Source organism: Pseudonocardia wallangbongensis (assembly GCF_054486945.1).
In genome coordinates this window covers 316,914-339,086 of sequence record NZ_JBRERS010000010.1, presented here as the reverse complement: position 1 = coordinate 339,086, position 22,173 = coordinate 316,914, and the positions used below count along the sequence as shown (strand labels likewise).

Below are 22,173 nucleotides of genomic sequence, written 5' to 3'. Positions count from 1 at the left end.
ACCTGCGTCAGAGTTCCGCGAGGCGGCGGTCGAGGAACCGCCGCTCGGCCTCCGTGGCGGTGAGGTCGAGTGCTCGGCGGTAGGCGGCGCGGGCGGCGGCCGGCTCCCCGAGCCGGCGCAGCAGCTCGGCCCGGGTGGAGTGCAGGTAGCGGTAGCCGTCGAGACCGGGGGCGACGGCGTCGACGATCTCCAGCGCGGCGCGCGGGCCGGCGGTCTCGGCCACGGCGACGGCGCGGTTGAGCTCGACGACCGCGGACCCGGTGAGCTCCCGGAGCCCGGCGTACAGGCCGGCGACGGCCGCCCAGTCGATCGGGTCCTCGGTCTGGAGCGCGGCGATCGCGGCCTGCACGGCGTACGGGCCCGCGGTGCCGCGCAGGAGCGCGCGTCCCTCCTCGATCTGCCCGGCGTTCCACCGGGAGCGGTCCTGGTCGGCGAGCAGGACGAGCTCGCCGTCGCGGGTGCGGGCGTCGCGGCGGGCGTCGTGCAGCAGCATCAGGGCGAGCAGGGCGCTCACCTCGGGTTCGGCGGGCAGGAGCCGTGCCAGCATGCGGCCCAGGTGGATCGCCTCGGCGGCCAGGTCGACGCGCTGGTCGCCGTAGCCCTGGTTGAAGATCAGGTAGAGCACGGCGAGGACCGTGCCGAGCCGGGCCGGGAGCAGGTCCTCGCCGGGCACCGCGAACGGGATCCCGGCCGCCTTGATCTTCGTACGGGCCCGGCTGAGCCGGCGCTTCATGGTCTCCTCGGACACCAGGAACGCACGCGCGATCTCCGCCGTGGACATCCCGCCAAGCGCGCGCAGGGTCAGCGCCACCCGCGCCTCCGGTGCGAGCGCCGGGTGGCAGCACAGGAAGATCAGCTCGAGGCGCTCGTCGGGGATCGCGGTGGCGGGCATCGGGGCCTGTCCGGGTGGTGGGAGGAGCTGCACCTTCTCGGTGTGCCGGCGGTCGCGCCGCAGCCGGTCGACGGCCTTGTTGCGCCCAACGGTGACGAGCCACGCCCGCGGTTCGTCGGGCAACCCGTCCCGGGCCCAGCGCTGCACGGCCAGGGCGAACGCCTCCTGGGCGGCCTCCTCCGCGACGTCGACGTCGCGGCAGAAGCCGACCAGGGAGGCGACGACCCGGCCCCACTCGGCCCGGAAGATCTCGTCGATCACCTGCCGTAGTCGATCAGGGGCCGCACCTCGACGGACCCGCCGAACCGCAGCGCCGGAACCTTCCCGGCCAGCTCGAGCGCGCTGTCCAGGTCGGGCGCATCCACCAGGAAGAACCCGCCGAAGATCTCCTTGGTGTCGGCGAACGGGCCGTCGGTCAGCAGCATCTCCGCTCCGGCGGCGCGGACGGTGGTGGCGGTCTCCGCGGGCTGGAGCCGTTCGCCGCCGGTCACGCGCGGGTCGTCGTGGAACGCCATGTACTCGGCGGTGACGGCGGCGCGCTCGCGCTCGTCGTGCGAGTCGGTGGCGCCCGGACGTTCGTTGATCAGCAGTGCGTACCGCATCAGCTCTCCTTGCCGTTCCGACGGTCGTACACCAGGCGCACAGCCGGGCCAAGGGTCTCGGCGCCGGTGAGCTCCAGGTCCACGGGCGCGGTGCCGTCGGCGAAGAGCCGGCGGCCCTCGCCGAGCACGGTCGGGAAGACGAGCAGCCGGTACTGGTCGATCAGGTCGCGCGCGGCCAGGCGCTCGACCACGCTCGTGCTCCCGGGGATCACCACGTCCCGGTCCTCCCTGAGCCGCGCCACCTCGACGTCGAGGTCACCCTGCAGCACGGTCGAGCCCTGCCAGCCGTCGGCCCGATCGAGCGCGCGGGACGCCACGATCTTGGGAATGGTGTTCATCTTCTGCGAGAACGGGTCGGTGCGTGGCCCGAAGATGCGGGAGAAGAGCTCCCACGTCGTCCGGCCCAGCAGCATCACGCCCGTGTCGAGCACCGGGCCGAGCCCGAACTTGTCGCCCGCGGTGGCTTCCGGTCCGTACCGGAACGCCCAGCCGCCCTGCGGCGTGCCGCCGGAGCCGTCCGGGTCCTCCATGACGCCGTCGAGCGTCACGAACGAAATTACGATCACTTTGCCCATTTCATCCTCCTTCGTCGGGTGCGTGTCGGGAAGGGGACGACCGGGGTCGGCCGAAGGGGACAGCCCGGTTGTGTGACGCCGATCACACCTGCCTGGCTGCAATACACCCGTCGACGGTTATTCGGTGCGCGGCCACCCACAGTTTGCTTTCAGGCACCGGCGATAGCCTGAGGTCGTCCAGCGGTATGAGCGTGAACCGAGGTGTGAAAGCCCACATGTCCGAGCAGGCGTACGACTTCGTGATCGTGGGCGGTGGCGCCGCCGGTAGCGTGCTGGCCAACCGGCTGAGCGCGGACCCGAACACCCGCGTCCTTCTCCTCGAGGCGGGTCGGCCGGACTACTGGTGGGACCTCGCGGTGCACCTGCCGCTGGCGATGGGCATGCCGGTGGGGAGCGCCGCGCACGACTGGCGTTACGTGGCCGAGCCCGAGCCGCACCTTTCGGGCAGGCGGATCGAGCACCCGCGCGGGAAGGTGCTCGGCGGCTCCACCAGCATCAACGGAATGCTCTACACCCGGGGCAACCGGGCGGACTACGACCGGTGGGCGCAGGAGACCGGCACCGACGACTGGGACTACGCCCACTGCCTGCCCTACTTCCGCAGGCTCGAACGCCGGGTCGGCGATGCCGAGGACGCCTTCCGCGGCCGTAGCGGCCCGCACACCATCGCGCCGAGCCCGGTCGACGGGCCGATCTTCGACGCCTTCTTCGAGGCGGTTCGCCAGGCCGGGCACAAGGTCCTGAGGGACACCAACGGTTCCGAGCAGGAAGGCTTCGCCCCGCTCGACCAGGGTGTTCGCGGCGGCCGGCGGGAGTCGGCCTCGCGGGCCTACCTGTGGCCGGTGCGCGGGCGCAGCAACCTCGAGATCCGCACCCGGGTCCTGGTCGGGAAGGTCGAGATCGAGGGCGGTCGCGCCGTCGGCGTGCGGTACCGCCACGGCGACACCGAGACGTTCGCCCGGGCGAAGGAGGTCGTGCTGGCGGCGGGCGCCGTCGGCACGCCGCAGATCCTGCAGCTGTCCGGGATCGGCGACCAGGCCCACCTGGAGGGGCTCGGCGTGCCCGTGGTGCAGCACCTGCCGGGCGTCGGGCAGTCGCTGCAGGACCACTACGCCGTGCACATCCAGCACACCTGCCTCCAGCCGGTGTCGATGGCGGCGGTCCGCCGCAAGTCGAACTGGCCGAAGATCGTCGGTGAGGCGCTGCTGTTCGGTCGCGGCGCCGGCGCCTGGAACCCGATGCGGGTCGGCGGGTTCGCCCGCACCTCGCCGGAGCAGGGCTACCCCGACCTGTTCTTCGTGCTCGCCCCGCTCGCCATGCAGAGCGAGGAGCGGTCGATGCCGGTCGACCAGCACGGCTACCAGATGCACGTCGAGGTGATGCGCTCCGAGGCGCGGGGGTCCGTCCGGATCACGTCCACCGATCCCGAGGCGCACCCGGCGTTGCAGCTCAACTTCCTCTCCGGGGCCGAGGACCGCACGCGCTGGCTCGCCGCCGTGCGGATCGCCCGTGAGCTCCTCGGGCAGCCGGCGATGAAGGGCCTCGACGGCGGCGAGTGGCTGCCCGGCACCGACGTCCGCACGGACGACGAGGTCATGGACTGGGTGACCCGCACCGGGCAGCCCGGCCTGCACCTGTCGTGCTCGGCGCGGATGGGATCCGACGACGGCGCGGTGGTCGACCCGGCCACGATGCGGGTGCGCGGGGTGGACGGCCTGCGCGTCGTCGACGCCGCCGCGTTCCCGTCGATCATCAACGCCAACACCTACGGGCCCACGCTGATGCTCGCGGAGAAGGCGGCCGACATCGTCCTCGGCAACACCCCGCTCGCTGCGGAGCGCCCCGCCGTGCCCACGAGGGCGAGCGACACCGCGGGGGCCGACGCCGGCAATGCCTGACGCGGCGGCGCCGGGCCTGGCCGGCCGCCTGCGGGGGGTCCTCGCCGGCTGGAGCGCCCCGCAGCACCGCGACGGGCTGGCGCTCGTGCTCAGCTCGGGGCTGACCTCGGTCATCGGGCTGCTCTACTGGGTGGTGGCCGCCCGGCTGTTCCCGCCGGAGATCGTCGGGATCAACAACACGCTGATCTCGACGATGACGCTGATCGCGGTGGGCGCGCAGCTCAACCTCGGGAACGCGCTGCTGCGCTTCGTGCCCGTCGCCGAGCGGTCGGCCCGGCGGCTCGTGTTCACCTGCTACGGGGTGGGGATCGTGGTCGCCTGCGTGGCGGGTGGGATCTTCGCGCTCGGGGCCGGGTGGTGGGCGCCCGAGCTCAGGCAGGCGGTCGGGGGCGGTCCGCTGGTGGCGTTCTTCGTGCTGTCCACGCCGATCTGGACGGTGTTCGTCATCCAGGACTACGTCCTCACCGCGGTCAAGCGGGCCACGCTCGTGCCGCTGGAGAACCTGGTGTTCTCCCTGCTGAAGATCGCGCTGCTCGGGGTGGGGGCGCTGGTCGCGTTCGGCGGTGCGATCGCCGTGTCGTGGATGGTGGCCACCGCGCTGATCGTGCTCGGCATCACCGGGTACCTGCTGCGCGTCCTGCCCGCGCCCGCCCGCGGGGAACCTCCCGCCGAGTCCCCGGTACGGCCCCGCGCCGTCGCCCGGTTCGTGTCGGCCGACTGGACGGGCGGGCTGTTCACGAACGCGGTCGAGTTCGGGCTGCCGCTGCTCGTCCTCGTGACGCTGGGCGCCGAGCAGGCGGCGACGTTCGGCGTCGCGTGGGCGATCGCCTACGGCCTGTACCTCGTGTCGCACGGGATGGGGCAGTCGCTGGTTGCGCACGTGGCGGCCGACCCGGAAGCGCTGGAAGCCGCCCGCCGCAGCACGGTGACGAGGTCGCTCGCCCTGATCCTGCCCGCCGCGGTCGTCATCGTCCCGGGCGCCGGGCTGATCCTCTCGATCTTCGGCGCGCACTACGCCGCGACCGGGACGACGTTGCTCGCGCTCAGCTCCCTCTCCGCGATCCCGAACGTCATCGTCACCGCGGCGCTCTTCGGGGCCAGGGTGCGGCAGCAGCGGGCCGTGTTGCTCGGCGTGCCGGCGGCGGTTGCGGTGCTCGTCATCCCGCTCGCGCTGGTGCTCATGCCGACGCAGGGGCTCACCGGGGTGGGTGTCGCGCTGGTCGTGGGGCAGTCGGTGGTGGCCGTCGCGATCCTGATCCGCCACTGGACATCGAGGAGGCGGGTCAGCCGGCCCGCGTGAGGCGGTGGATCCAGACCTTCGGCAACCGGGTCGGCGACGTCCGCACCGACGCCCAGCGCGCCCGGGCGCCGTCGAGGAACTCCCCGGCCAGCGGCCGCTCCGGGTCGGCGATCCACACCTGCCCGCCGTCGGCGACCAGCCGGGGGAGGAGGGCGTGCATCTCGTCGACGTTGCGCTGGCCGTACAGGACGTCGGCGGCGAGCACGAGCTGGAACGGGCCGCGCTCGACCAGCTCGCCGGGCTCGTCCCACGAGCACCGCGCCGTCTCGATGCTCGTCCCGTTCTGCTCGGCGTTCACGGCGGCGAACGCGAGCGCGTCGGCGGACCGGTCGGTGGCGAGTACCCGTGCCCCGGCGAGGGCGGCGGCCACGGCGGGCAGGCCAAGGCCGCAGCCCAGTTCCACGGCGTGCGCGCCCGTCCAGTCGCCCGCCGACACGGCGTTGGCAAGCTCGATCCCGCTCGGCCACAGCTCCGCCCAGTACGGCGGGTAGGCCTGGTCGGCGGCGACGTCGTCCTCGTACAGCAGGGCCGCCGGGTCGCGCGGGTGCACGAACCGGATCCGGCCGTGGTGCAGGTCGATGGCGCCGGCGAGCAGGTCCAGGCGCGGATCGCCGGGTTCCGGCCGGTGGGCGAGCTCGGTCGGGGACGGCGGCCGCTGCTCCATCCGGACAGTGTGCACTCACTCCGGCTCCCCGGGTCTCGCACGACCAGGTAGCCCTCGCGGGCGAAGATGCCGACTCTCGGGCGTTCGTGGCAGTGGATACGGCCGTGCGCACCCGATACTGACGATCATGCGGGCTCGGGTGGCGGAGTGGGGCGTCGCGGCCCTCGTGCTCGCGCTCGGGCTGTGGGGTGCCGGGCCGGCCGAGCCGCCCGGCAGCTGCGACGACGGCGAGACGCGGGCGGTGTGGATCGCCACCGTCGGGAACATCGACTGGCCCAGCAAGCCGGGCCGGTCCGTCGCCGACCAGCAGCGGGAGTACCGCACGTTGCTCGACGACGTGCAGCGGCACGGGCTGAACACCGTCATCGTGCAGGTGCGGCCGACCGCGGACGCGCTGTGGCCCTCGCCGTACGAGCCGTGGTCGCACTGGCTCACCGGCGAGCAGGGCAAGGACCCCGGCTACGACCCGCTCGCCTTCCTCGTCGAGGAGGCGCACGCTCGAGGGCTGAAGTTCCACGCCTGGTTCAACCCGTTCCGGGTGAGCAAGCAGGCCGACCCGGCGCAGCTGGTGCCCGAGCACCCGGCCCGCGAGCACCCGGACTGGGTGTTCGCCTACGGCGGCCAGCTCTACTACGACCCCGGCGTGCCCGCGGTCCGCGAGCTCGTGACCGACATCGTGCTGGACGTGGCGGAGCGCTATCCCGTGGACGGCGTGCACTTCGACGACTACTTCTACCCGTACCCGGTCGACGGCGAGCGGATCCCGGACGCCGACACGTTCTCCGCGTACGGCGACAGCTCGTCCGATGTCGCCGACTGGCGGCGGCACAACGTGGACGAGCTGGTCAAGGGCGTGTCCGACCGGCTCTCCGGGCTGGACCGGGACATCGCGTTCGGCATCAGCCCGTTCGGGATCTGGCGCAACGAGTCCGCGGACCCACGCGGCTCGGCGACCACCGCCATCCAGTCCTACGACACGACCTACGCCGACAGCTACACCTGGGTGCGCGAGGGCTGGGTGGACTACATCGTCCCGCAGGTCTACTGGGAGATCGGCCATCCCACCGCGGACTACGCCGTGCTCGTGCCGTGGTGGGCCGGCGTCGTCGCCGGCACCTCGGTGGACCTCTACATCGGTCAGGCGGCCTACAAGGTCGGCAGCAGCCCGGCGTGGGACGACGGCGAGCTCAGCGCACACCTGAACCTCGACCGGGAACACCCCGAGGTGCGCGGCGACGTCTACTTCAGCGCGCGATCCCTGTCCACGAACGCGGCGAAGGCCATGGAAAGGGTGGAGGCGGACCACTACTCCTGCCCGCCTACAGGTGATGGTTGATTCCGGCTAGCACTACTCGTCCGCCCCCGGCATCGCTACTAGGATTTTCGTGATCCAGACCACGATGGGGGTGAACGCGATGGCGAGCCAGGACCGTCCCGAACGCGTTCTCGCCGACCTGCTCGCCCTCCTCGCCATCGCCGACCAGGCCATCCTCCTGCAGGAACGGGCCGAGGCGGTGCTGCAGGCGTGCGCGGAGCCGGGAGAGTCGGTGGAGCTGGTCGCCCGGGAGGGCGCCCGGGTGGCGGCGGAGTACCAGCGGCTGTGGACCTGGTCGCTGGACTTCGCGCCGTCGGCAGGTGACGGCTCGCTGGAGCGACGGCTGTCCGACCTCGTACTGCTGCACTTCCAGATGCTGCACGTCTCCGTGCGGCTCGCGTTCCCGCGGAAGGCCGCGCCGGGCGCGGTCCGCTCGGTGCGCGCCGTGGAGGACCTCGCCCCCTGGGTCGCGGAGCTGCGCTCGGTGCGCGACGAGCTGAACCTGTGGATCACGGCGCTCACGCCGGCCGGCTGAGCGCTCGGCAGGAGGGTCCTGGACAACTCCGGCCGTAGCGAGCGGGTCCAGGTGGTGTCCTCGGACGGACGATCGCACCGACACCCTCGGTCGCCGACGCGGCCGAGCAGTGATCAGGGGCGCCGGGCCGGTTGTCGTCGATCAAGGGCAGATGGCAGCCAGTCGATCTCCGGGAGCGACCATCTGCCCATGGTCACCGACCGAGACCACCTGGCGGGTGCCGCGACCGGGTCCGCGGCACCCAGCACCGACGCAAGCAGCGACCCAGACCCCCACCGCGAGCGCATGATCAGCCCATCGGTGCACCCACCGCCACATGTGGCTGCTCCCGCACCAAGCGGCCGATCATGCTCGTCGCGGCCCGGGCTTGATCAGCAGACCGGTGCACCCACAGCCACATACGGCTGCCCCCGCACCGATGCCGTGATCTTGCCCGCGAGACCGGTCTCCGGTGGCGTCGCGCGCCCACCGGGCAGGCCTCTGGCCTGCCCGCGATCCGCCCGGGAGGGGCCGCAGAGGCTCACCTGTCAAGGGTCGCGCAGCGATCGCGAAGCGACGCGAAGCGCCCTTGACAGGTGAGGAGCGGCCCCGCACGATGCGCGGCGCCACCGGATGCCCCACCCCCAGGAGCAGCCGGCGCCGAGCCCACACCCGGGTTCGGCGACACCCCGGGACCAACGCGGCGAGGGCGCCGCCTGGGCGTCGCGCAGTAGGCCCGAGTTGTTCAGGGCGCTCCTACCCGGCCCGGCGACGGCAGGTGCGCCTCGACGCGGAACCCGCCCCCGGTGCGCGGACCGGCCGTGAGCGTGCCGCCGAGGGCGGTGGCGCGCTCCCGCATCCCGGGCAGCCCGTTGCCCCCGGCCGGTTCGGCGGGAACGGCGGTGGCGCGGCCGTCGTCGTCGACCTGCACCGTGAGCCCGTCCTCGGCGTAGCGCAGCCGGACGTGGGCGCGGGCCGGACCGGCGTGCTTGCGGGCGTTGGTCAGCGACTCCTGAACGATCCGGTAGGCCGCCTGGTCGACGCTGGGCGGCAGCTCCCGCTCCGCTCCCGCCACCTCGAACTCCACCGGCAGGCCCGCCGACCGGTTCTCCGCGAGCAGGTCGTCGAGGCGGGCCAGCCCGGCCACCGGGGCGCGCGGTGGGCCCTCGTCGACCCCCCGCAGGACCCCGAGCGTGGCGCGCATCTCGCGCAGCAGCTCCCCGCTGGACTTCTTGATCGCAGCGAGCGCCGATCTCGCCTGCTCCGGGTCGTCGTCCATGAGGTGCAGCGCGACCCCCGCCTGCACGTTGATCAGGCTGACGTGGTGGCCGAGCGAGTCGTGCAGGTCGCGGGCGATGTGCAGCCGCTCCTCGCTGCCCCGCCTGCGCTCGGCCTCCTCCCGTGCCAGCCGCTCCTGCGCGTGCCGCTCCCGCCGCGCGCGCCACAACTCGCACACCGCGATGACGATCGCCAGCGACGACAGCCAGCCACCGGCTCCGAAGAGCGGCAACGGCTGGTCGGGGAAGCGGACGAGGTGCAGGACCAGCAGGCCGGCGAAGGCGACGCCCGTGACGACGTAGGCGCTGCGCCGGTGCCCGGACACCACCGCGCTGCACATCGCCACCAGACCGGCCAGGAACACCGGGCCGTAGGGATAGCCGAGGGCGAGGTAGACCCAGGCCGCGGCGGCGCCGACCCCCAGCACCGCGGCGGGGTACCGCCGGCGCAGCACGAGGGCCGCGGCGCCGACCAGGAGCAAGGCGACCGCCGGGGCGTCGAGCGGCCGTGCGAAGGGCTGGATCTGGGCCGCGCGGAACGTCCCGACCACCGTGAAGACCGCCACCGCCAGCGGCAGGACGACCGTGCGGAGCGGGCCGGCCCACCAGCCGTTCCGAACCGCTCCACGCATGCCGTCACGGTATGACAGGTACGCCGGACGGGGTACCGGCGCCCGCGGCGCTACCCCGGCGGGCGCACGCCCGCGGCCGTCCCCGCCCGGACGCGCACCGCGGCCGGACCCGCCACGATGGGCCCATGTCGACGACGCAGGCCAGGACGCGGACCCGGTGGCGGATGCGGCCGCGCGTCCGCAAGGGCGTGCTGGTCGCCCACATCGTCGCCGCGGGCGCCTGGATCGGGCTCGACGTGATGCTCGGCGTGCTGGTCTTCACCCCGCTGCTCACGTCCGACACCGCCGTCGCCGCCCTCTGCTACCAGGCGATGCCGCTGCTGTTCTGGCCGATCCTGGTGAGCGGCCTGACCAGCCTCGCCACCGGCGTCGTCCTCGGCGCGGGCACCCATCACGGGCTGGTGCGCCACTGGTGGGTGCTGGCGAAGCTGGGCCTGAACATCGCGTTGACGTCGCTGGTCGTCGTGCTGCTGGGCCCCGGGATGGACGAGGCGGCCGAGGCGGGGCGGCAGCTCGCGGCAGGCATCCCCGTCGGCGTCGACCTGTCGAGCATGATGTTCCCGCCGCTCGTCTCGGGCGCGTCGCTGGTGGCCGCCACCGTGCTGTCGGTCTACAAGCCGTGGGGTCGCGTCCGCGCCCAGGCGCGCTCCCCCATTGCAGCAAAGCCACTTTCACGCAACGACGCTGCATGAAAGTGGCTTTGCTGCAATCGGCGCCTTCGGCTCCGTGTCCGCACCGGTGTGCCGCTCGCTACCTTCAGGGCCCCAGCGCCCCCTACGCGCTGACCGTCTCGTCCGCCCAGCGACGTACGACGAGCTCGTCACCGACGATCAACCGCCCCGGCCGGAGCACCGAGAACTTGGCGCCGAACGCGACGCCCGTGTCGACGCGGCGGTAGTCCGCGAGGGTGCGCAGCGGCTCCGGTCCGACCCGCTTCCCGGTGTCCTGGTCGACCAGGGTGACCGCGCACCGGATCGCCAGCTTGGCGAACGCGAGCTCGGCGTCGCCGACCGACATCTCGCGGACCCGGTCCTCGACGTGCGGATCCGTCCACCCGTCCACCACGACGTTGGGACGGAACCGCTCCATGGCCACTCCCTTTACCCGCCCCGCCGGCTTCCGTCCCCCGGAAGCACCGCGCCCGGCGATCCGCCGGTCCAGCTCGGCCCAGGACGCGCGGCTCGTGAGCAGCAGGGCACCGCTGTCGGCGAAGCCGGCCCGGCCGGGCGTCTCGCCGTCGGTGACGCGGTCGTGCTCCGGTGGCACCCGCACGAGCCGGCTCGGCGCGCCGAGCACGCGCGTGAGCCAGCCCGCGACGGCCGCGCCCTGGTCGATGCCCCGGTACGGCCGGTCGAACATCTCGACGGGCCGCCGGGGGCCGTCGAGGTCCACCGCGACCCGCACGGCCTCGGTGCCCGGGGCGTGCAGCACCAGCTCCTGGCCGTCGTCGACGACCTCCGGCCGGATCGTCGCGAGCAGCGGGTCCCTGCGCTGGCTGCGGAACCCGCCCTCGTCGTTCACGACCATGAACGTCCGGTCGTGGGCGAGCCCGGCCGGCGTGAGGAACGTGCTGGTCAGCGTGACCCCGGCACAGCCCTTGACCGGGTAGGTGTGCAGCGCGACCACGCGGGCGTTCACCGCGGCACCTCCGCGAACACCAGGAACGACCGGCGCGGCGGCGCCGTGGTCGCCACCCGCACGGACCCGAACCCCGCAGCACCGGCGATGCGTGCGGCGCCCGCCTCGTCGGCCGGTACGGCGAGGTCGGCGGGCAGCGTCGCGGCGAACGCGGGGGAGGGGTGGAAGTCGGCGGCCACCGGGATGCTGAACGCTGCCTGCCCGCCCGGTCGCAGCACCCGCCGCCACTCGGGCGGTGCGCCGGCCCCGACGAGGTGCAGCGCGGACGCGCAGAGCACCACGTCCGCCGATCCGTCCGGCACGTCGAGCGGCACCGCGGGCGCGACCCGCCACTCGACCCGCCCGTCGGCGGCCGTCTTCGCCGCGGCCTTCTCGATCATCCGCGGCGAGATGTCGATCGCCAGCACGCGCCGCGGGGCGAGCGCCTCGAGCGCGGCGAGGGCGGCGAACCCGGTGCCGGTTGCGACGTCGACGACCAGCCCCGGCTCCGGCACCGGGCGTAGGCCGGCCACCAGCCGCCGGGCGATGGCGAGGTGGTGCGGGTCCTCGTCGTAGGTGTCGGCGGCTGCGTCGAACAGAGCGGGAACGGGCACCCCGGCCATCTTAGGAGCGCGCCGAGGGCGCCGGGCTTGCTGCGCGATACCCGGCCACTGCCCGTTCGACCAGCTCAGCCCAGCTCGTAGTCGAACCAGACGCGGTGGGTGCCGTCACCGTCGACGGTCATGCCACCGCCGCCGGAGATGCCGGCGAGCTCGCCGGTGCCGCTGCCCGGGACGATGGCGAAGTACTCGCCGCCGCGGTCGGCGCCCGTGGTGCTGGCCGAGTGGACGTAGTTGAACGAACCCGTCCGGCCACCCAGCGCTCCCTCGAACGACTCCATGGCGACGTACGTGCCGACCCCGCTCTCCTGGTCGAACGCGGCGGTGAACAGGGTGGCCGATCGCCCGGTCACCTCGCCGTCGTAGGACTTCTCCATGGTGGAGACGCCCACCGGGAGTGCGGTGACCACGGCGGGTTCGGGGACCACCGACGTGGGGGCGAACGAGGCGACGGCGAAGGTTCCGGCTGCGTGCACGGGCTGGACGTTAGCGAACCGCCGGGGTTCGTCGATCCGCGCGGGGAGCCCGCAGGAATGTCGGACCCCCGTGGTGAACTCGGTTCCGGAGGTGGTGGGTGTGTCGTTCGTGCACGGGCATCCCCGGCGCACCGGGTGGGTGGTGGGCCACGTGCGTCGCCCCAACCGCCCCGCCCCGGGTCAGCTTCCGCTGCTGCTCGCCGTCCCGCTCCCGCGCCCGCCCTCCGACGGCGGCGGCGACACCGCGGCCCCGGCGTCCGTCAGGTCCGCGAGGAAGTCGGCGATCACGCGCAGCTGAGCGTCGTCCCGGCGGCCGAGCACGGCGTCCAGGTGCTCGCCGTGGTGGCGGTAGTGCTCACCGAGCGCCGCCATCGCCTCGGGCTCCGGCAGCACGAGCACCTTCCGCCGGTCCGTCGTGTCCCGTTCGCGGCGCACGAACCCGCCTCGTTCGAGGCGGTCGATCACGCCCGTCACGGTGCCGGTGGTGAGGCCGGTCAGCTCCGCGAGCCGGCCGGGGGTGAGCGGGCCGTGCAGGCCGAGCAGCGAGATCAGCTGCGAGTCGCTCGCCCCGAGCCCCACCCGCTGGGCCACGGCGTGGTTGTGCAGCACCACGCTCGCGATGAAGCGCAGCGTCGAGCGCTGGATGGCGGCGCGCAGCTCGTCGGCGGCCACGGGACCTCCTTGACATTTATCTCGCGTTGCCAAGATACTTGTAAACGCGAGATATTTGGTGGTGCGAGGGAAGGGTAGGTCATGCGGACGGCGCTGGTGATCGGAGCGGGGATCGCGGGGCCGGTGGCGGCCGTCGCGCTGCAGCGGGCGGGCATCACCACCACCGTGTACGAGGCCCACGAGGGCCCGGCCGACGACGTGGGTGCGTTCCTCACACTGCAGGTCAACGGCGTCGCCGCGCTGCGCGCGCTGGGCGTGGGCCACGTCGTGGACGGAGTCGGTTTCGCCACGCCGCGCATGCGATTCCGCAGCGGCACCGGCAAGCTGCTCGGCGAGGTGAGCACCGGCGCGGCCCTGCCCGACGGCACGGTCGGCGTCACGCTGCGGCGCAGCGACCTCTACCGCGCGCTGCGGGACGAGGCCCGTCGCCACGGCGTCGCGATCGAGCACGGACGCAGGCTCGTCGACGTGCGGCCCGTGCCCGGCGGCGTTCGCGCCGAGTTCGCGGACGGCACCACCGCCACGGCCGACGTCCTGGTCGGCGCCGACGGGATCCGGTCCCGGGTCCGCGAGGCCATCGACCCGCACGCGGTGCCCGCGCGGCACGTGCCGGTGCTCAACATCGGCGGGTACGCCGACTCGATCTCCGTCGACGCGGCGCCCGGCGAGTACGAGATGGTGTTCGGGAAGCGCGCGTTCTTCGGCTACGCCGTGGCCCCGGACGGGCAGGTCTGGTGGTTCGCGAACCCGCCGCAGCGCACCGAGCCCGCGCCGGGGGAGCTCGCCGCGCTCACCACCGAGCACTGGCGGGCCCGGCTGCGCGAGCTCTTCGCCGGCGACCGCATGCCGGCCTGCGCGATCATCGACGCGACGCCGGGGGAGCTGCAGGGCTGGGCCACGTACGACCTGCCGACGGTGCGGCGGTGGCACCGCGACGGCATGGTCGTGATCGGCGACGCCGCCCACGCGACGTCGCCCGCGTCCGGGCAAGGTGCGTCGATGGCGATCGAGGACGCGGTCGAGCTCGGCCGGTGCCTGCGCGACCTGCCCGGCTCCGATGCCGCCTTCGCCGCGTACGAGCGGCTGCGCCGGGCGCGGGTGGAGCGGGTGGTGGCGAACGGCGCGCGGTCGAGCACCGCGAAGGCGGCCGGGCCGGTGGCACGGGTCCTGCGCGACGCGCTGCTGCCGATCTTCCTGCGCAGGCAGGGGGCGGAGGCGGCCGCCTGGTTGCACGGGCACCACATCGACTGGGACACCCCGGTCGCGACCACTGCGGGAGCCGCCCACGGGTAACGGCACTATGGGTACGTGGACGAACCGCCTCGGCCCGAGGTGCGCATCGGCGACCGCGAACGCCGCGCCCTCGATGCCCACCTGCAGCAGGCGCACGCCGACGGCGTGCTCACCCTCTCCGAGTACGACGAGCGCGCCGCGCAGTGCTGGGCGGCGCGCACCCAGAGCGACCTCGACGTGCTGGTCCGTGACCTGCCGCCGTACCGGCCGAACCCCGATGACGAACCCACCGTTGCGGTGGTGGCCCCGGAGAGCGCCCCGGCTCCGCCGGCCAAGAGCTTCGGGCAGCGGATCGGCGGGAGCCTCGTCGGCATCGCGGCGATCGGCGCGCTGATCTTCATCGGATCGCACGTCGTCACGGCCGACGACGGGGCGGCGATCTTCGGCAACCGGCAGATCACCGTCGCGCCGGGCCAGGAGCGGGTCGAGGTGGGGATGCTCTTCGGCAGCGTCGACGTCATCGTCCCGGACGGGATGCGCGCGCGGCCCACCGGAGCGGTGGTGTTCGGCAGCACCGACTGCGCGCTGGCCTGTACCGGCACCGGCCAGGAGGTGGTGGTGGACGCCACCGGCGCGTTCGGCAGCGTCGACATCCTGCGCCCGGGCGAGCCGGAACCCGATGACGACGACGATGACGACGACTGATCGCCGCTACCCGGCCGGGCTGGTGACCTCCTGCAGGCCCACCACGCCGAGCAGCGCGAGCGCCTCGGCCTCCCGGCTCCCCGGCGCCGCCGAGTAGACCAGCAGCACCTGGTCGTCGCCCTGGACGTGCAGCACGTTGCAGTCCAGCTCGAGCACGCCGAGCTCGGGGTGGCGGATCCGTTTGGTGTCGCCGTGGCGCTCGTCGAGCTCGCGGAGCGTCCAGAGGCGTGCGAACCGGTCGCTCCCCGCGCGCAGCTCGGCGATCAGCCGGGCGAGGCCCGGGTCGTCCGGGTAGCGGGCGGCCGTCCGGCGCAGGTCCGACACGACCGCGCGGTCGAGCCGCTCGCGCTCCTCGCCTTCCGCCTCCACCCGGCCCGCGTCGCCGAGGAACGCCTGCCACACGACGTTGCGCCGTGTCGGCGGCAGCGCCGACATGTCGCCGAGCAGTGCGGCCGCGAGCGGGTTCCAGGCCAGCACGTCGCACTTCGCGTCGAGCAGGAGGGCCGGGAGGTCGGTGAACCGGTCCATCAGCCGCTGCACGCTGGGCCGCACCGCGCTGCGGATGCGACCGGGGGCGGGCGGCGCCACCCCGGCGAGGTCGAACAGGTGGGCGCGCTCGGCGTCGGTGAGCCGCAATGCCCTGGTGAGGCCGCTGAGCACGGCCTCCGACGGGCGCGGGCCGCGGCCCTGCTCCACGCGGGTCAGGTAGTCCACCGACATCCCGGCGAGGCCGGCCACCTCCTCGCGTCGGAGGCCGGGGGTGCGCCGCCGCACGCCGGCCGGCAGCCCGACGTCGGCGGGACGCAGTCGCTCCCGCCACGTGCGCAACGCGATCCCGAGCTCGGTGCGGTCCACGCCTCCCAGGATGCCGCGCGACCGGGCGGGCATCCTGGTACGGATCGTCCCCTGCTGGGCGGGAGTCGGGCGACTGAGATGCTGGGTCGATGGGTGATCGGCTGCGAGTTGCTGTGGTGACGCCGTTCAGCGCGGAGTTGTGCGCGCTCGTCCCGCGGCTCGAGCCGCGGGTGGAGCTCGTCTGCGAGCTCGAGCTGCTGCCGCCCCCGCGGTACCCGGCCGACCACCACGGTGTTCCCTCGTTCAGCCGCACCCCCGAGCAGGAGCGGCGGTTCGCGGAGATCATCGCCGGGGCCGACGCGCTCTACGGCGTGCCCGGCGAGGACGCGGCGGCGCTGCAGCGGGCCGTCGAGACCAACCCCGGGCTGCGCTGGGTGCACACGATGGCGGCCGGTGGCGGCGCGCTGGTGAAGGCCGCGGGCCTGTCCGCCGAGCAGCTCGAGCGCGTCACGTTCACCACCTCGGCCGGGGTGCACGGCGGTCCGCTCGCTGAGTTCGCCCTGTTCGGGCTGCTCGCCGGGGCCAAGAACCTGCCCCGGCTGCGGGCCGACGCCGACCGGCACGAGTGGCCGCACCGATGGTTGATGGGGCAGCTGCGGGAGCAGACGGTGCTGGTCGTCGGGCTCGGTGGGATCGGGCGCGAGGTGGCGAGGTTGCTGGCGGCGCTCGGCACCCGCGTGATCGGCACGAGCAGGCGCGGCGAGCCGGTCGAGGGGGTCACCGAGCTGGTGCACCCCTCCGAGCTCGCCGCGGCGGTGGGACGGGTGGACGGCATCGTCGTGACGCTGCCCCGCACCACCGCCACCGAGCGGCTGGTGAGCGCCGACGTGCTGGCCGCGGTCCGGCCGGGCACCACGCTCGTCAACGTCGGGCGCGGTGCCGTGATCGACGAGGACGCGCTGGTGAAGGCGCTGCGGGACGGGCGGATCGGCTTCGCCGCCCTCGACGTGTTCACCGCCGAACCCCTCGACCCGGCGAGCCCGCTGTGGGACCTGCCGAACGTGCTGATCAGCCCGCACAACGCCGCCCTCACGCCCGCGGAGGGGCGGCGGATCGCCGAGCTCTTCGCCGACAACGCCGGCCGGCTGCTCGACGGCCGCCCGCTGCGCAACGTGGTGGACACGGTCGAGTTCTACTGACCGGCCGTCACGCTTCGAGCATCCGCTCGCTCAGCTCCCAGAGCCGCCGGGCCGACTCGGGGTCGACGGCGTGCGGCACGACGTCGGACGGGATGTCCTGGTCGACCCCGAAGGCGATGGGCCTCGGGGTGTCCAGCGGTGAGATCTCGTTGTCCTTGAGGTAGACGCCGCCGAGGTCGGCGAGCATCGGGCTGGTCGCCGCGAACACGCTGGTGCTGGCGCCCTGCTGCGGCGTCTTCAGCTCCCGTTCGGGGGCGATGACCGGCCGGCCGGAGTCGTCGATCAGGCCCATGGCGCGCTGCTCGTCCTCGGTCGCGGCGGGTCCGTCCTCGGCCCGCGACGGTCCCAGGCCGGTGGTGACGACGATGCCCGGGTGCACGGCGTAGCCGTGGATCCCGTCCGCGGCCCAACGGCGGTCCAGCTCGACGGCGAACAGCACGTTGGCGGTCTTGGACTGGCCGTAGGCGAGCAGGGGGTCGTACGCGGTGGTGAAGTGCGGGTCGTCCCAGCGGATGTCGGAGAGCCGGTGTCCGCCGGACGTCACGTTGACGACCCGGGCGCCGTGGGCGGCCCGGAGCGCGGGCAGCAGGGCGAGGGTCAGCTGGAAGTGGCCGAGGTGGTTGGTCGCGAACTGCGACTCGTAGCCGCGGGCGTCCCGGAACAGCGGGCCGGCCATGATGCCGGCGTTGTTGACCAGGATGTGGAGCGGGCGGCCGGAGCCGAGGTAGCGGGCGGCGAAGGCGTCGATCGAGGGCGGGTCGAGGAGGTCCAGCCGGTCGACCTCGACGCGCTCGATCCCGGCCAGCGCGGGGGCGGCGCGGTCGGGGTTGCGCGCGCCCACGGTGACGGTTGCGCCCGCCCTGCTGAGCGCGCGGGTGGTCTCCAGGCCGAGCCCGGTGTGGCCGCCGGTGACGACGGCGTTCGTGCCGGCCAGGTCGATGCCCTCGAGGACCTCGTCGGCCGTCGATGCTGCGGTGAACCCGGTTCCGATCAGGTGCTGCTTCTGTGTCATGCCACCACTGTGCGCGGGCCGGTCCGTACTCTGAATGATTGACGATCCGATTTTCTTGCGCGAGAGTACGAACGTGGTCGGCGATCAACTGTCCGAGATGCTCGACCTGGTCCAGGTCCGCGGCCTGGTGTCGGGCGGCTTCGCGGTGCGGGGCCCGTGGGTGGCGCGTTCCCCCCTCCAGGACCCGCTGAAGCTCATCGCGCTGGTATGCGGCCGGGTTCGGCTGGCCGTCGACGGTGTCGACGACCCGGTCGAGCTCGAGGGGGGCGACGTCGCGATCCTGAACAACCGGTCGTGGCTGTCCCTCGAGGGTGGCGCGGGCGGCGGGCTCCGCCGGGAGATCGTGCCGGAGGAGAGCTTCACCCACCTCGCCGGCGCCGACCGGGGCAGCGACGACGTCGTCATCGGTGCCGCGGTCGACATCAACCCGGCCGCCCGGGCCCTGCTGCTCCAGGCGCTCCCGCCCGTCGGGCACGTCCGGGCCGCGGCCGGCGCGACGGGCCTGCGCGACGCCCTCGACCGCCTGTTCGAGGAGGCCACCGGCAACCGGGTGGGCTCGGCCTTCGCGATCCGGCAGTACGGCCAGCTCCTCCTGCTCGAGGTGCTGCGCGCCTACGTCCACCAGACCGACCTGCCCCCGGGATGGCTCCGGGCGCTGACCGACGAACGACTGCGTCCGGCTCTCGGGCTCATGCACGCCGAACCCGGAAGGCCGTGGCGGCTGGAGGAGCTGGCGCGGGCCGCGGCGATGTCACGGACGTCGTTCGCCGAACGCTTCCGGACCGTCGCCGGGGTACCGGCGCTGACCTACCTCAACCGCTGGCGGATGCTGCTGGCGCAGCGCGCCCTCCGGGACGGTGACGTCCGGGTCGGCTCGCTGGCGGCCGAGCTGGGCTACGCGTCGGACAGCGCGTTCAGCACCGCGTTCAAACGGGAGGTCGGCGAGTCACCGCTGCGCTACCGGCACCGGGAGCGTGCCTGACCCGTCAGGGGAAGTGCACGTACTCGTAGTCGACGGGCTTGTCGTTGATGCCCTTCGACGGCGGCGCGATCCAGCCGGCGATCTTGCCCGGCTCGTAGACCGGCCGCATCAGCGACCGGACGTGGGTCTTGTCGGCCTCGCTGGGCAGCCAGCGGTCCCGGTTGGCCTCCCACACGTCCTCGCCGACGAGGTCGCCCTTGGGCGTGACGTGGTGGTCGCCGAACACGCCGACCTCGCGGTTGAAGCCCGAATGGGGCAGCGCGAGGCGCTGGGAGACGCCGCCCTTCTCGAGAACCCGGTTCCAGCGCTTGAGCCCGGTCTCGCAGTCGGCGATGTACTCGCGGCGCAGGTCGTGGTTGAGCGCGAGCAGGGCCGAGATCTCATCGGTGGTGATCTCGCCGTCCCGCACCGCGTCGATGTGGGCCGCGTCCTCGGTGAGGACGTGGTCGTCCTTGCGCCGCTCCTCCTGCCAGCGGCCCTTGAGCCCGGCCGTGAAGTAGTTGGCGGCGTTGGTGGAGCGCTCGGAGCCGAACAGGTCGAGCGACACCGAGTAGTGGAAGTTGATGTACTTCTGGATCACGTCGAGCGGGATCCCGCCGCGCGGGGCGATGTCCTCGGTGTCGTGCTCGCGCATCAGTTCGGCGGTGCGCGCCACCACCCGGTCGACACCCGTGGTGCCGACGAACATGTGGTGCGCCTCCTCCTTGAGCATGAACTCGCAGGTCCGGCTCAAGGGGTCGAACGCCGACTCCTTCAGCGTGCCGAGCTGGTACTTGCCGTCCCGGTCGGTGAAGTAGGTGAACATGAAGAACGACAGCCAGTCCGGCGTCTCCTCGTTGAACGCGCCGAGGATGCGCGGGGAGTCGATGTCGCCGGAGTTGCGCTGCAGCAGCGCCGCGGCCTCCTCGCGCCCGGCGCGGCCGAAGTAGGCGTGCAGCAGGTACACCATCGCCCACAGGTGGCGGCCCTCCTCCACGTTGACCTGGAAGAGGTTGCGCAGGTCGTAGAGCGAGGGGGCGCTCTCACCGAGGCGGCGCTGCTGCTCCACCGACGCCGGCTCGGTGTCGCCCTGGATGACGATGAGCCGCTGCAGGTCGGCGCGGTACTCGCCGGGCACCTGCTGCCACACCGGCTCGCCCTTCAGCTCACCGAAGGCGATGCGGCGGTCGGTGTTGCGCTCGGCGAGGAACACACCCCAGCGGTACTCGTCCATCGGGACGTGGTCGAAGTGCGCCCAGCCCTCGCGGCCGACGGCGACGGCCGTGCGCAGGTAGACGTCCTCGGTGGGCACGGCCGGGCCCATGGTCTTCCACCAGGTGAGGAAGTTGGGCTGCCACGACTCGAGCGCGCGCTGCAGCTTGCGGTCGCCCGCCAGGTCGACGTTGTTCGGGATCTTCTCGCTGTAGTCGATGCTCATCGCTCTCCCTCGCTTCGCTCGGTCGGCGATTCGCGGAATCGCTGTGTCGATGGTTCGCGCGCAAGCTCGCTCACGTGCTCACACCCGCCTGCGGTCGAAGTCGGCCCTGCGGCCCGTGCCGTACCGGCGCAGCGCACCCTCGGGGCCTGCCGCGTTCGGTCGTACGAAGATCCAGTTCTGCCACGCGGAGAGGCGCGCGAAGATCCGCGTCTCCATGGTCTCCGGGCCGACGAACCGGTGGTTGGCCTCCATGCCGGTGAGCGCGTCCGGGGACAGCGACGCCCGCTCCTCCAGCATGATCCGGATCTCGTCGTCCCAGTCGATGTCGTCGGGGGCGTCGGTGACGAGCCCCAGCTCCAGCGCCTCGGCCGCATCGATGCGCCGCCCCGCCTCCTGGCGCAGCTTCGCCACGTGGTCGTCGTCCCCGTAGAAGCGGCTCGCGAGCCGGGAGAGGCCGTTGCCCATGGGGAAGGTGCCGAAGTTGCTCTCGGAGAGCACGATCTGGGCCGGCTCCCCTTCCTGCGAGTCCTCCTCGAGGAACCCGTCGAGCATGTACTGCCGGTCGCAGGCCAGCGCCAGCTCCAGCAGCGCCCCGGCGAAGCACGAACCCGGCTCGATCAGCGCGATCAGCGAGCGGGACGTGACGTCGAGCCGCTTGAGCACCCGCTTGAAGTAGTGCCGGATCTCGTTGACCAGCCAGTCGTCCCGCGAATGTTCGGCGATCACGCGCTCGAACGCCAATGCGTCCTCGACGTCGCCCTCGGTGCGGATCAGCCACGTGCCGAGCTCCCGCTCGTTGGCGCGCAGCCGCAGGACCAGGTCGTCCAGCTCGCGGGTCATGGCGAGCGGCCAGAACGCCGCACCCAGCTCGTGGACGCGTTCGACGGTGTCGGGCACGTCGCCCTCCGGCCCGTGCACGGTGATCTCGACGAGGCCGGCCGCCCGGTCGTAGCGCGCCTCGACGTGCTGGTACCGGATGCCGTCCGCGGACTCCTCGCGCTGCAGCGGGGGAAGCTCGACGCCCTCGGCGTCCGCCGGTCGGTCGGAGTGGGCCGCGGCCTCGGCGGCGCGCTCGGCCACGGTCTCGTCCCACTTCCGCTTGGGGATCACCTCGTCCACCAGCCGCCACTCGACGGCCTGCTTGCCGCGGATGCCCTCCGAGCGGGTGGCGAAGACGTCGGCACGGTCCTTGCGCACCCTGCGCTTGTCGGTGACGCGCGTGAGGCCGCCGGTGCCGGGCAGCACCCCGAGCAGCGGGACCTCCGGCAGCGCGACCGCGGAGGAGTTGTCGTCGATCAGCAGGATCCGCTCGCAGGCGAGCGCCATCTCGTAGCCGCCGCCCGCCGCCGTGCCGTTGACGGCCGCGATCCAGGTCTGGCCCGAGTGCGCGGTGGCGTCCTCGATCTCGCCCCGGGTCTCGTTGGTGAACTTGCAGAAGTTCACCTTCCACGGGTGGCTGCTCTGGGCCAGCATCCGGATGTTCGCGCCGGCGCAGAAGTTGCGGTCCCGCGCGCTCGTGAGCACCACGGCCCGCACCTGCGGGTGCGAGAAGCGCAGCCGCTGCACGGCGTCGTGCAGCTCGATGTCGACGCCGAGGTCGTAGCTGTTCATCTTCAGCTCGTAGCCCGGCACCAGCCCGCCGTCCTCGGCGACGTCGAGCCGCAGGTACGCCACCTCCCCCTGGACGTCGAGCTGCCAGTGCCGGTAGCTCGACGGGTCGGTGTCGAAGGAGACCTGCGGTTCGGTCGCGGGCTCTGCGTTGCTCGTCATGGGCGA

General features: G+C 73.2%; 22 protein-coding genes. 9 read left to right on the top strand and 13 right to left on the bottom strand.

What is annotated here, in order from left to right:
• Positions 1–7: 7 nt before the first annotated feature.
• Genes ACU436_RS31605 through ACU436_RS31595 form a run of 3 tightly spaced genes read right to left on the bottom strand, consistent with a single transcriptional unit; the run spans position 8 to position 2,069 of the window.
• Complete coding sequence (locus ACU436_RS31605; RefSeq protein WP_459030664.1) at positions 8–1,153, bottom strand: RNA polymerase sigma factor; 1,146 nt, start codon at positions 1,151–1,153, stop codon at positions 8–10.
• Positions 1,150–1,494: a YciI family protein gene (locus ACU436_RS31600; RefSeq protein WP_459030663.1), complete on the bottom strand. Its 345-nt coding sequence runs from the start codon at positions 1,492–1,494 to the stop codon at positions 1,150–1,152. The genes ACU436_RS31605 and ACU436_RS31600 overlap by 4 nt, the downstream gene beginning before the upstream one ends.
• Entirely contained in the window at positions 1,494–2,069 is a 576-nt protein-coding gene (locus ACU436_RS31595) for a dihydrofolate reductase family protein (protein ID WP_459030662.1), read from the bottom strand. Before ACU436_RS31595 ends, ACU436_RS31600 begins: the two co-directional genes overlap by 1 nt.
• A 215-nt stretch (positions 2,070–2,284) precedes the next feature.
• Between ACU436_RS31595 and ACU436_RS31590 the strand changes: the two genes are divergently transcribed.
• Together ACU436_RS31590 and ACU436_RS31585 are read left to right on the top strand one after the other, a co-directional pair.
• Positions 2,285–3,967, top strand: coding sequence for a choline dehydrogenase (locus ACU436_RS31590; RefSeq protein ID WP_459030661.1), 1,683 nt, complete (start codon positions 2,285–2,287; stop codon positions 3,965–3,967).
• Complete coding sequence (locus ACU436_RS31585) at positions 3,960–5,267, top strand: lipopolysaccharide biosynthesis protein (RefSeq protein WP_459030660.1); 1,308 nt, start codon at positions 3,960–3,962, stop codon at positions 5,265–5,267. Before ACU436_RS31590 ends, ACU436_RS31585 begins: the two co-directional genes overlap by 8 nt.
• Here the strand turns inward: ACU436_RS31585 and ACU436_RS31580 are convergent.
• A complete protein-coding gene (locus ACU436_RS31580; protein WP_459030659.1) occupies positions 5,251–5,931 on the bottom strand; it encodes a class I SAM-dependent methyltransferase in 681 nt (226 codons plus the stop codon). The genes ACU436_RS31585 and ACU436_RS31580 overlap by 17 nt on opposite strands.
• A 127-nt stretch (positions 5,932–6,058) precedes the next feature.
• Here ACU436_RS31580 and ACU436_RS31575 point away from each other — a divergent pair, with 127 nt between their 5' ends.
• Both ACU436_RS31575 and ACU436_RS31570 read left to right on the top strand, forming a co-directional pair.
• On the top strand, positions 6,059–7,267 hold the full coding sequence (locus ACU436_RS31575) for a glycoside hydrolase family 10 protein (protein ID WP_459030658.1): 1,209 nt from the start codon (positions 6,059–6,061) through the stop codon (positions 7,265–7,267).
• Between the two features lie 49 nt (positions 7,268–7,316).
• Positions 7,317–7,781, top strand: a complete 465-nt coding sequence (locus ACU436_RS31570; protein WP_459030657.1) for a hypothetical protein — start codon at positions 7,317–7,319, stop codon at positions 7,779–7,781.
• A 724-nt stretch (positions 7,782–8,505) separates the two neighbouring features.
• On the opposite strand, the gene ACU436_RS31565 is transcribed toward ACU436_RS31570, so the two are convergent.
• Entirely contained in the window at positions 8,506–9,669 is a 1,164-nt protein-coding gene (locus tag ACU436_RS31565) for a sensor histidine kinase (protein ID WP_459030656.1), read from the bottom strand.
• A 125-nt stretch (positions 9,670–9,794) separates the two neighbouring features.
• On the opposite strand from ACU436_RS31565, the gene ACU436_RS31560 reads away from it, so the two are divergent.
• The gene (locus tag ACU436_RS31560) at positions 9,795–10,361 is read left to right on the top strand and encodes a hypothetical protein (RefSeq protein WP_459030655.1); all 567 of its coding nucleotides are present in this window, start codon (positions 9,795–9,797) and stop codon (positions 10,359–10,361) included.
• An 82-nt stretch (positions 10,362–10,443) separates the two neighbouring features.
• Here ACU436_RS31560 and ACU436_RS31555 read toward each other — a convergent pair whose 3' ends face one another.
• The 4 genes from ACU436_RS31555 to ACU436_RS31540 all read right to left on the bottom strand — a co-directional run bounded on the left by ACU436_RS31555 (position 10,444) and on the right by ACU436_RS31540 (position 13,054).
• Positions 10,444–11,307, bottom strand: a complete 864-nt coding sequence (locus ACU436_RS31555; protein WP_459030654.1) for an MOSC domain-containing protein — start codon at positions 11,305–11,307, stop codon at positions 10,444–10,446.
• Positions 11,304–11,909: a class I SAM-dependent methyltransferase gene (locus ACU436_RS31550; protein ID WP_459030653.1), complete on the bottom strand. Its 606-nt coding sequence runs from the start codon at positions 11,907–11,909 to the stop codon at positions 11,304–11,306. The genes ACU436_RS31555 and ACU436_RS31550 overlap by 4 nt, the downstream gene beginning before the upstream one ends.
• 65 nt (positions 11,910–11,974) lie before the next feature.
• Complete coding sequence (locus ACU436_RS31545; protein ID WP_459030652.1) at positions 11,975–12,382, bottom strand: DUF3224 domain-containing protein; 408 nt, start codon at positions 12,380–12,382, stop codon at positions 11,975–11,977.
• A 180-nt stretch (positions 12,383–12,562) separates the two neighbouring features.
• Entirely contained in the window at positions 12,563–13,054 is a 492-nt protein-coding gene (locus tag ACU436_RS31540) for a MarR family transcriptional regulator (protein WP_459030651.1), read from the bottom strand.
• A gap of 81 nt (positions 13,055–13,135) precedes the next feature.
• Here ACU436_RS31540 and ACU436_RS31535 point away from each other — a divergent pair, with 81 nt between their 5' ends.
• Both ACU436_RS31535 and ACU436_RS31530 read left to right on the top strand, forming a co-directional pair.
• The gene (locus tag ACU436_RS31535; RefSeq protein WP_459030650.1) at positions 13,136–14,347 is read left to right on the top strand and encodes an FAD-dependent oxidoreductase; all 1,212 of its coding nucleotides are present in this window, start codon (positions 13,136–13,138) and stop codon (positions 14,345–14,347) included.
• A 15-nt stretch (positions 14,348–14,362) separates the two neighbouring features.
• The gene (locus tag ACU436_RS31530) at positions 14,363–14,992 is read left to right on the top strand and encodes a DUF1707 SHOCT-like domain-containing protein (RefSeq protein ID WP_459030649.1); all 630 of its coding nucleotides are present in this window, start codon (positions 14,363–14,365) and stop codon (positions 14,990–14,992) included.
• Between the two features lie 6 nt (positions 14,993–14,998).
• Here ACU436_RS31530 and ACU436_RS31525 read toward each other — a convergent pair whose 3' ends face one another.
• Positions 14,999–15,847, bottom strand: a complete 849-nt coding sequence (locus ACU436_RS31525) for a helix-turn-helix transcriptional regulator (protein ID WP_459030648.1) — start codon at positions 15,845–15,847, stop codon at positions 14,999–15,001.
• A gap of 89 nt (positions 15,848–15,936) precedes the next feature.
• On the opposite strand from ACU436_RS31525, the gene ACU436_RS31520 reads away from it, so the two are divergent.
• Entirely contained in the window at positions 15,937–16,986 is a 1,050-nt protein-coding gene (locus ACU436_RS31520; protein WP_459030647.1) for a D-2-hydroxyacid dehydrogenase, read from the top strand.
• A gap of 7 nt (positions 16,987–16,993) precedes the next feature.
• On the opposite strand, the gene ACU436_RS31515 is transcribed toward ACU436_RS31520, so the two are convergent.
• Positions 16,994–17,998, bottom strand: coding sequence for an SDR family NAD(P)-dependent oxidoreductase (locus ACU436_RS31515; protein WP_459030646.1), 1,005 nt, complete (start codon positions 17,996–17,998; stop codon positions 16,994–16,996).
• A gap of 73 nt (positions 17,999–18,071) precedes the next feature.
• On the opposite strand from ACU436_RS31515, the gene ACU436_RS31510 reads away from it, so the two are divergent.
• Entirely contained in the window at positions 18,072–18,980 is a 909-nt protein-coding gene (locus tag ACU436_RS31510) for an AraC family transcriptional regulator (protein WP_459030645.1), read from the top strand.
• 4 nt (positions 18,981–18,984) lie between these two features.
• Here ACU436_RS31510 and boxB read toward each other — a convergent pair whose 3' ends face one another.
• Together boxB and boxC are read right to left on the bottom strand one after the other, a co-directional pair.
• A complete protein-coding gene (gene boxB / locus ACU436_RS31505; protein WP_459030644.1) occupies positions 18,985–20,397 on the bottom strand; it encodes a benzoyl-CoA 2,3-epoxidase subunit BoxB in 1,413 nt (470 codons plus the stop codon).
• 78 nt (positions 20,398–20,475) lie between these two features.
• Entirely contained in the window at positions 20,476–22,167 is a 1,692-nt protein-coding gene (gene boxC / locus ACU436_RS31500) for a 2,3-epoxybenzoyl-CoA dihydrolase (RefSeq protein ID WP_459030643.1), read from the bottom strand.
• Between the last annotated feature and the right edge of the window lie 6 nt (positions 22,168–22,173).

Coding starts and splice junctions, on each gene's coding strand:
- ACU436_RS31600 (WP_459030663.1), bottom strand. CDS start 1,494: ATGCGGTACGCACTGCTGATCAACGAACGTCCGGGCGCCACCGACTCG.
- ACU436_RS31595 (WP_459030662.1), bottom strand. CDS start 2,069: ATGGGCAAAGTGATCGTAATTTCGTTCGTGACGCTCGACGGCGTCATG.
- ACU436_RS31590 (WP_459030661.1), top strand. CDS start 2,285: ATGTCCGAGCAGGCGTACGACTTCGTGATCGTGGGCGGTGGCGCCGCC.
- ACU436_RS31585 (WP_459030660.1), top strand. CDS start 3,960: ATGCCTGACGCGGCGGCGCCGGGCCTGGCCGGCCGCCTGCGGGGGGTC.
- ACU436_RS31580 (WP_459030659.1), bottom strand. CDS start 5,931: ATGGAGCAGCGGCCGCCGTCCCCGACCGAGCTCGCCCACCGGCCGGAA.
- ACU436_RS31575 (WP_459030658.1), top strand. CDS start 6,059: ATGCGGGCTCGGGTGGCGGAGTGGGGCGTCGCGGCCCTCGTGCTCGCG.
- ACU436_RS31565 (WP_459030656.1), bottom strand. CDS start 9,669: ATGCGTGGAGCGGTTCGGAACGGCTGGTGGGCCGGCCCGCTCCGCACG.
- ACU436_RS31560 (WP_459030655.1), top strand. CDS start 9,795: ATGTCGACGACGCAGGCCAGGACGCGGACCCGGTGGCGGATGCGGCCG.
- ACU436_RS31550 (WP_459030653.1), bottom strand. CDS start 11,909: ATGGCCGGGGTGCCCGTTCCCGCTCTGTTCGACGCAGCCGCCGACACC.
- ACU436_RS31535 (WP_459030650.1), top strand. CDS start 13,136: ATGCGGACGGCGCTGGTGATCGGAGCGGGGATCGCGGGGCCGGTGGCG.
- ACU436_RS31520 (WP_459030647.1), top strand. CDS start 15,937: ATGGGTGATCGGCTGCGAGTTGCTGTGGTGACGCCGTTCAGCGCGGAG.
- ACU436_RS31515 (WP_459030646.1), bottom strand. CDS start 17,998: ATGACACAGAAGCAGCACCTGATCGGAACCGGGTTCACCGCAGCATCG.
- boxB (WP_459030644.1), bottom strand. CDS start 20,397: ATGAGCATCGACTACAGCGAGAAGATCCCGAACAACGTCGACCTGGCG.
- boxC (WP_459030643.1), bottom strand. CDS start 22,167: ATGACGAGCAACGCAGAGCCCGCGACCGAACCGCAGGTCTCCTTCGAC.